Source organism: Clostridium algidicarnis DSM 15099, from assembly GCF_002934235.1.
In the GTDB taxonomy this organism is placed as follows: domain Bacteria; phylum Bacillota; class Clostridia; order Clostridiales; family Clostridiaceae; genus Clostridium_L; species Clostridium_L algidicarnis.
This window is the reverse complement of record NZ_PTIS01000013.1, coordinates 81,904-87,903: the sequence shown is the minus strand read 5'-3', so window position 1 is coordinate 87,903 and position 6,000 is coordinate 81,904. Positions and strand designations below refer to the sequence as shown.

6 protein-coding genes are annotated in these 6,000 nt (G+C 32.0%); all 6 read left to right on the top strand.

The annotated features are described in order from the left end of the window. Nucleotides 1-498 precede the first annotated feature (498 nt). The 6 genes from BD821_RS09655 to BD821_RS09630 all read left to right on the top strand — a co-directional run bounded on the left by BD821_RS09655 (nucleotide 499) and on the right by BD821_RS09630 (nucleotide 5,594). Nucleotides 499-1,623, top strand: a complete 1,125-nt coding sequence (locus BD821_RS09655) for a radical SAM protein (protein ID WP_104410300.1) — start codon at nucleotides 499-501, stop codon at nucleotides 1,621-1,623. A 246-nt stretch (nucleotides 1,624-1,869) separates the two neighbouring features. Then, nucleotides 1,870-2,868: an NADH:flavin oxidoreductase gene (locus BD821_RS09650; protein ID WP_104410299.1), complete on the top strand. Its 999-nt coding sequence runs from the start codon at nucleotides 1,870-1,872 to the stop codon at nucleotides 2,866-2,868. Between the two features lie 78 nt (nucleotides 2,869-2,946). Next, nucleotides 2,947-3,351 carry a MarR family winged helix-turn-helix transcriptional regulator gene (locus BD821_RS09645; RefSeq protein WP_198023211.1) on the top strand — a complete coding sequence of 135 codons (405 nt, stop codon included), beginning with the start codon at nucleotides 2,947-2,949 and terminating at the stop codon, nucleotides 3,349-3,351. A 162-nt stretch (nucleotides 3,352-3,513) separates the two neighbouring features. Continuing rightward, complete coding sequence (locus tag BD821_RS09640) at nucleotides 3,514-4,095, top strand: flavin reductase family protein (RefSeq protein WP_104410298.1); 582 nt, start codon at nucleotides 3,514-3,516, stop codon at nucleotides 4,093-4,095. Continuing rightward, nucleotides 4,085-4,711, top strand: a complete 627-nt coding sequence (locus BD821_RS09635; RefSeq protein ID WP_207655277.1) for a nitroreductase family protein — start codon at nucleotides 4,085-4,087, stop codon at nucleotides 4,709-4,711. Before BD821_RS09640 ends, BD821_RS09635 begins: the two co-directional genes overlap by 11 nt. Nucleotides 4,712-4,883: 172 nt before the next feature. Next, a complete protein-coding gene (locus BD821_RS09630) occupies nucleotides 4,884-5,594 on the top strand; it encodes a LytR/AlgR family response regulator transcription factor (RefSeq protein WP_104410296.1) in 711 nt (236 codons plus the stop codon). The last annotated feature ends 406 nt before the right edge of the window (nucleotides 5,595-6,000 follow it).

Below are 6,000 nucleotides of genomic sequence, written 5' to 3'. Positions count from 1 at the left end.
TAAATTATAATATGGGGAGCCGTATGCGGGAAATCCGCACGTACGGTTCTATGAGGGGCTAGGGAAGTGATTCCCTAGCCTACTTACCGGTAGAATAAAATGGAAAACTGCGCTTAAGCAGAAATATTGGCAATCGCAAATAGCAAGAGTGTCACCTTGCTTCCTCCAGCACCCCAGGGTTCCAGTAAATTACCAGGTAAAAGCATTTCATTAAACTAAAACTTAATGAAGTGCTTTTTTATGAGTTTTCATGCTAAAGGTGACAGCAGGTATATTAACCACACTTAAATAAAATAGTTGCCCACTTTTACTTGACTAAAACAACTCAAACGTTGATAATTGCAGAGGTAGAGAAAGTATGTTACCATATAATAATTATATGTTCTAAAGAACAAAAGGAAAAGAATTCATAGAAGATATTTACCGTGAGAAGTGATAATCTTTTTTGAGTTTGTTTTTGCACTGAATCTTTAGGGTTTAAATATAGGAGGAAATATTATGAAGATACCAAAGAAAGATGCTTTGATGTGGTTTGAATTTTTTGCAATGCTTCCAGAGGACCAGGAACTTATGGTAAAGCAGCAAGAAATTATTTATGCAACTTTTGCACAAATTGAGGAAACTATTGATCATAGAAATGATATATTAATGTCTCAAATAAAAGGCTTGAAAAACTTAGAGAATAGAACATTCTTTGTAGGAAATGATAACAAATTCTCAAAAGGATGTCGTTCTTGCCTATTTGGAACTGGATTAGGTGCAATAAGGAAGACTAATAAGTGCGATGCACAGTGCAAGTTTTGCTATAATTATGGAGAGCTTGATAATCTTCCTCCTATTGGTGAAGGTATGTGGGAAATTGGTGGCACAAAATTTTATGAGAAAGATATTGACTTATTACTTTCAATCCACAAGAAACCTACTGGAGTTGCCTATGTTTATTTAGAACCATTTATGGAAATTGAAAAATACTATTCAGTTATAAAGAAATTTAAAGCTGCAGGAATTTATCAGCATCTATACACAAATGGTATTTCGGCTACGGAAGAGACACTGAAAGCATTAGGTGAAGCTGGTCTTGATGAAATACGCTTTAACCTTGGGGCTACGAATTGTTCGGACAAGGTTATTGAAAATATTAAAATAGCTAAAAAATATATTCAAAATGTAGGTATTGAAACCCCAATGACACCTGAGTTTTTCGAAGAATTTTCAAAGAAAAAGCAAGCAATTTTAGATACAAAACTAGATTTTATCAATTGTGCAGAACTACATTTAAATGATAACAACATATACAATTATAGCGAAGAAAATATGTATATCTCTAGACAGGGGTACATATCTCCCATTTGGAGTAGGGAATTAACTCTTAAATTTATGAAAATAGCTGATGAGGAAAATTGGGATTTAGCAGTTCATGATTGCTCGAACCATACAAAATTTGCTAGGGATTTAAATTTGAGCAGTAAAGAGGAAAGATGGTTCGGAGCTAGTAATTATGCCTGTGAGTTTTCTAGGATACCATATGAAGCGTTCTTACCAATATTGAGTGATGATAACTTCAAATTTTTAAGTGAAGAAGAATTACCTAGTGGATACAAACCAGGAGAGTTAATTTTTTAGGTAAGCTACAAAGTGTATAGTGTGTAAATGCAGTCCCCATCAGAGTTTTTTGATGGGGACTTTTAACGAGGAGAATTAGAAAGGGTTCCTTTTTGTTACCGATTACCTTAATTATATTTTGAATTATAAGAGAATAAGGTGCCAACTCTATTTATAGAACATCATAAGCATTATTGACAAAATTTGTACTAAAGAGTATACTTGAGGCATCAACAATTGATTAGTCAAATAAGAAGGAGAGCCATTATGAATATTAAAGATAAAATTATATCCAATAATATAGAATTTAAAAATAGAGTAGTGATGCCACCAATGGCTACAGCAAAAGCGGATGATAAAGGACATATTACAAATGAAATCTTAAAGTATTATGAAGAGAAAACTTCCTGCAAACTTTTTTCTGCAGTTATAGTTGAGCACAGTTATGTAGATGAAAGAGGGAAAGCTCAGAATAATCAGACATCAATATCAGATGATTCGGATATTGAGGGTATGAGAAGTTTAGCAAAAGTAATTAAGGATAATAATTCTTTGGCAGTATTACAGATATCTCATGCAGGAAGTGCTGCAAAGAAAGATGTTACTGGAATGGATCCTGTTGCTCCATCTGCTATTTTAAATCCTGCAAGTAAAAGCACTGATATGCCAGTAGAACTTAATAAAAGTCAGATAAAAGATTTAAAAGATAAATTTATAGATGCAGCTGAAAGAGCAAAGGAAGCGGGATTTGATGGAGTGGAATTACATTCAGCGCATGCTTATTTATTGGATCAGTTTTTATCGCCTCTTACTAATAAAAGAAAAGATGAATACGGTGGAAACATTTATGGAAGAATAAAATTACACCTTGATATTATCAAAGGAATAAGAGTAAAACTTGGAGAAGATTACCCTATATTTTTAAGAATGGGAGCAGGAGACTTTATGGAAGGAGGACTTTCAAAGGAGGATTCTGTAATTGCTGCTATGGAGTTTGAAAAAGCGGGAGTTAATGTTCTTGATATTTCAGGAGGTATGTGCTTTTACACCATAAAGGATACAAGACCTGGATATTTTGATGTAATATCTAAACCTATTTTTGAAGCAGTGAATATTCCTGTAATTTTAACAGGAGGAGTGAAAAAAGGCACAGATGTTATGGATATCCTTGATAGAAATGTATGCGATCTTGTAGGAATAGGTAGATCAGTTTTTAAAGAATCAGATTGGATGAATAGGGAATTGAAAGGATTAATTAAAGAATAAATTAAAGAATAAATTAGTCTTTATTATGAAAGAATATTAGGGGATTTAAGGAATATGAAATTAAAAGCATTTAGCAATATGCTTCAGAAATTAAGAAGCGTTGAACAGAAACTTACGAAGGAATTTGAAAGTAGTACAGGATTTAGTCTTACAAGGTATGAAATTTTAATATACCTTAGGGACAATGGAGATAGTCTACAGACTAAAATAGCTGGTTATCTTGAAATAGATCCTGCAGCGGTTACAAGGCATCTCAAGATTTTAGAAGAGAAAGGCCATGTTGAAAGAAAAAGGAATAAAGAAAATGGAAGAGAAGTGATTGTTTCACTTACTGATTATGCAAGGTCTGAACTTGTCGAATGTGAAGAAAAACAAAGCAAAAATCAGTGTGAGCTTCCTGTTCCATTTAAGCAGGAGGAAATTGAAAAGCTTATTGATGTACTTGAAAATATAGAAAAGAAATTAGAATTAAAGAACAGCTAAAGCTGGAGCTATATAAATATCAGTAAATATTCTTCTTTCTTTATCCAAAGTGATAAGCAGTTGATAGAGTAAAGAAAATTAGTATACCTTATCTATATAAATATGGATATAGATATTTAAATAAAAGAACTAATAATTAATTTGTTAAAGGGAGGAAAAGTTATGAGAAAAAGTTTTGGTGCTAAAGCATGGACATATCCACAGCCAGTTTACATTATAGGAACATATGATAAAAATGGGGTTCCAAATGCAATGAATGCTGCATGGGGAGGAATAAGCAATTCAACTGAAATATCATTTTGTCTTGCTTCAAATCATAAAACCATTAAAAATCTGAAAGAAATAGGTGAATTCACAGTAAGTATTGCAACAGAGGAATATTTAAAAGCATGTGATTATGTAGGTATTGTTTCAGGAAATAAGGAGCCTAATAAATTTGAAAAAGCAGGTTTTCATCACACAAAAGCGGAAAAGATAAATGCACCTATTATAGAGGAACTTCCTATGTCTCTTGAATGTAAAATGATATCCTATGATGAAAAAACAGAAATTTTAAGAGGTATGATTATCAATGTATCAGCAGATGAGTCTATTTTGACAGATTCAAAAATTGACGTAAAAAAACTTAATCCTATAATATTTGATCCTATACATACGGCATACTGGAGTATGGGAGAAAAGGTAGGTAATGCTTTCAGTGATGGAAAAGAAATTATAAAAGGTGGAGGTTCAAATGAAAAATAATGATTTTAAAGATATAACTTTTAACAGACATTCAGCTAAGGTATTTGATAAAGATGTGAAAATAAGTAATGAAGAGATGCTTGAAATGATAACGGAAGCAACAAAAGCACCGTCATCAGTAAATATGCAGCCATGGAGATTTGTAGTAGTTGAATCAAAAGAAGGTAAAGAAAAACTACGTCCTTTAATCAGATTTAATACAAGACAGAATGATACTTCTTCTGCTATGATACTTATTTTTGGAGATATGAAATGCTATGAAAAGGCAGAAGAAATTTATGGCTCTGCCGTAGAAAAAGGTTTGATGACTAATGATGTCAAAAAGGAATTAATGGATTTCTTTATGCCAGGATATGAAAATGCACCGAAGGAAAAAATGAATGATATTGTAAAAATAGATTCAAGTCTTGCTGCAATGCAGCTTATGCTGGTTGCAAGACAACATGGATATGACACTAATCCTATAGGCGGATTTGAGGAAGATAAAGTTGCAGAAGCCTTTGGACTTGATCCCGAAAGATATGTGCCCGTTCTAATTGTTGCTATAGGAAAGTCAGACTATACAGCACATGACTCTGTAAGATTGGATGCAAAAGATATTACAGTTTTTAAATAAGCATCCCAGGGTACCAGTAAATTACAAAATACAAGCACTTCATTAAAATAAAACTTAATGAAGTGCTTTTTTTATCATCTAGTATCCAAGGGTCCCAGTAAATTATAGGAGGACATTGTTTAGGTGGAGTTATGGTATAATTATAACATAAGTTCTAAAGAGGGGTGAGGGCATGAAAATAGCAATTGTTGAGGATGAAAAGATTCATCAGGATTATTTGTCTGCAATGCTTCGAGGTGCAGCAAAAGACTATGGAACAGTATTATCGCTGAGGGTTTTTGGTAGTGCTGAGGCCTTTTTATTTGCTTTTGAAGAAGAAAAAGTGGATGCAGTGCTATTGGATATTCAACTTAAAACTATGAATGGTTATGCCCTTGCTGAAATTATTAGACAAAGAGATAAAAATATACCTTTAGCTTTTATTACAGGAATAAAAGATTATGTTTTTGAGGGGTACAATGTAGATGCTTGTGGATATATTCTTAAACCTATAAAAATGGAGAGTGTATATCAACTCATGAATAAAATTATTAAGAAGCTAAGTTCAGTTGAGAAATCTTTAATAGTTAAGACTAAAGATGGGATTATTAATCTTTACGAAAATGATATTTATTATATTGAGAGCTCAAATCATAGTACTATTTTACATATAAATAAGGGGAGTTATGTTTCAAATACAAAACTTAGGGAGTGGGTAGAAGAGCTTTCAAAGGAAAGTTTTTTTAAAGTCCATAGATGCTATATTATCAATTTAGGTATGATAGAGAAGATAGAAAAGACGGAGGTTTTAATGAACAATGATACTGAAATTCCAATTGCTAGAGGTATGTGGGAAGAACTCATGATGGCTTATTTAGCTTATAGAAGGAAGGTATATCATTAATGTTTATCCGAAGTTTATTATTGTTTTTATTAATTTATAGTTTTGCTAGGAATACAAATCTAGATAAAAATATTAGGATTTACGTTATCGGAATAGTTCTCATGGTCTTATGTGGTATAACAAAAGAGATAATTGTATTTTTGAATTTGGATTACTGGTATTATAATCTTTTAATCTATGGCTTTCAGAGTTTAATAATAGCTACATATTTAATTTTTTATAATAATGATGTGTTTATTGAACAGCTAAGGTGGTTTGTACCACTTGTTTTATCTTATACCTTTATTATCTTGTACAAGCCATACGCAGGCGGAGGGATAATATTTGCATTTATATGTTTATGGATAATTTTATTGTTTCATAAAAATGTTACTAAAAGAACCTTTATTCCTTTAATACTCATGTC